Source organism: Halorubrum sp. SP9 (genome assembly GCF_005435015.1).
Lineage (GTDB): Archaea > Halobacteriota > Halobacteria > Halobacteriales > Haloferacaceae > Halorubrum > Halorubrum sodomense.
Map to the genome: position 1 here is coordinate 1 of NZ_SGXU01000508.1, position 349 is coordinate 349.

Here is a 349-nt window from a genome sequence, read left to right on the forward strand (position 1 = left end):
GAAGACGAAGAAGATCTCGTCGAAGACCTCCGCCTGTGCGCGCCAGTCGCCCCCTTGTTGTAGGATAACTGGATCTATCATGTTCGTCTGTCTGCTCTTGTACCACCCTTAGCGATGGTACACTTATCTCTTGTGTAGCGGGGCGGGCCATCGGGGGTGGACCCACCCGTTTCGCCCCCCGAGTGCGACCCCACCGGCCGGTCGATCGACGCCGCGGTCGAGGGGACCGATCGGTGCGGAGACCCCGCGTCGAAGGCGCGTCGAAGGGTATTTGTACGCGCGAACGGAGCCCCTAACAACGGAAATCCATGACATCACTCACCCTCTTGAGTACGGGGCTGATGGGCCT

The 349-nt window shown here is 61.6% G+C and carries 1 pseudogene; it reads right to left on the bottom strand.

The features are described from left to right. Positions 1–81 (bottom strand): annotated as a pseudogene (locus tag EXE45_RS21595) (cytochrome c oxidase subunit II); the annotation flags it as partial. Positions 82–349 lie beyond the last annotated feature (268 nt).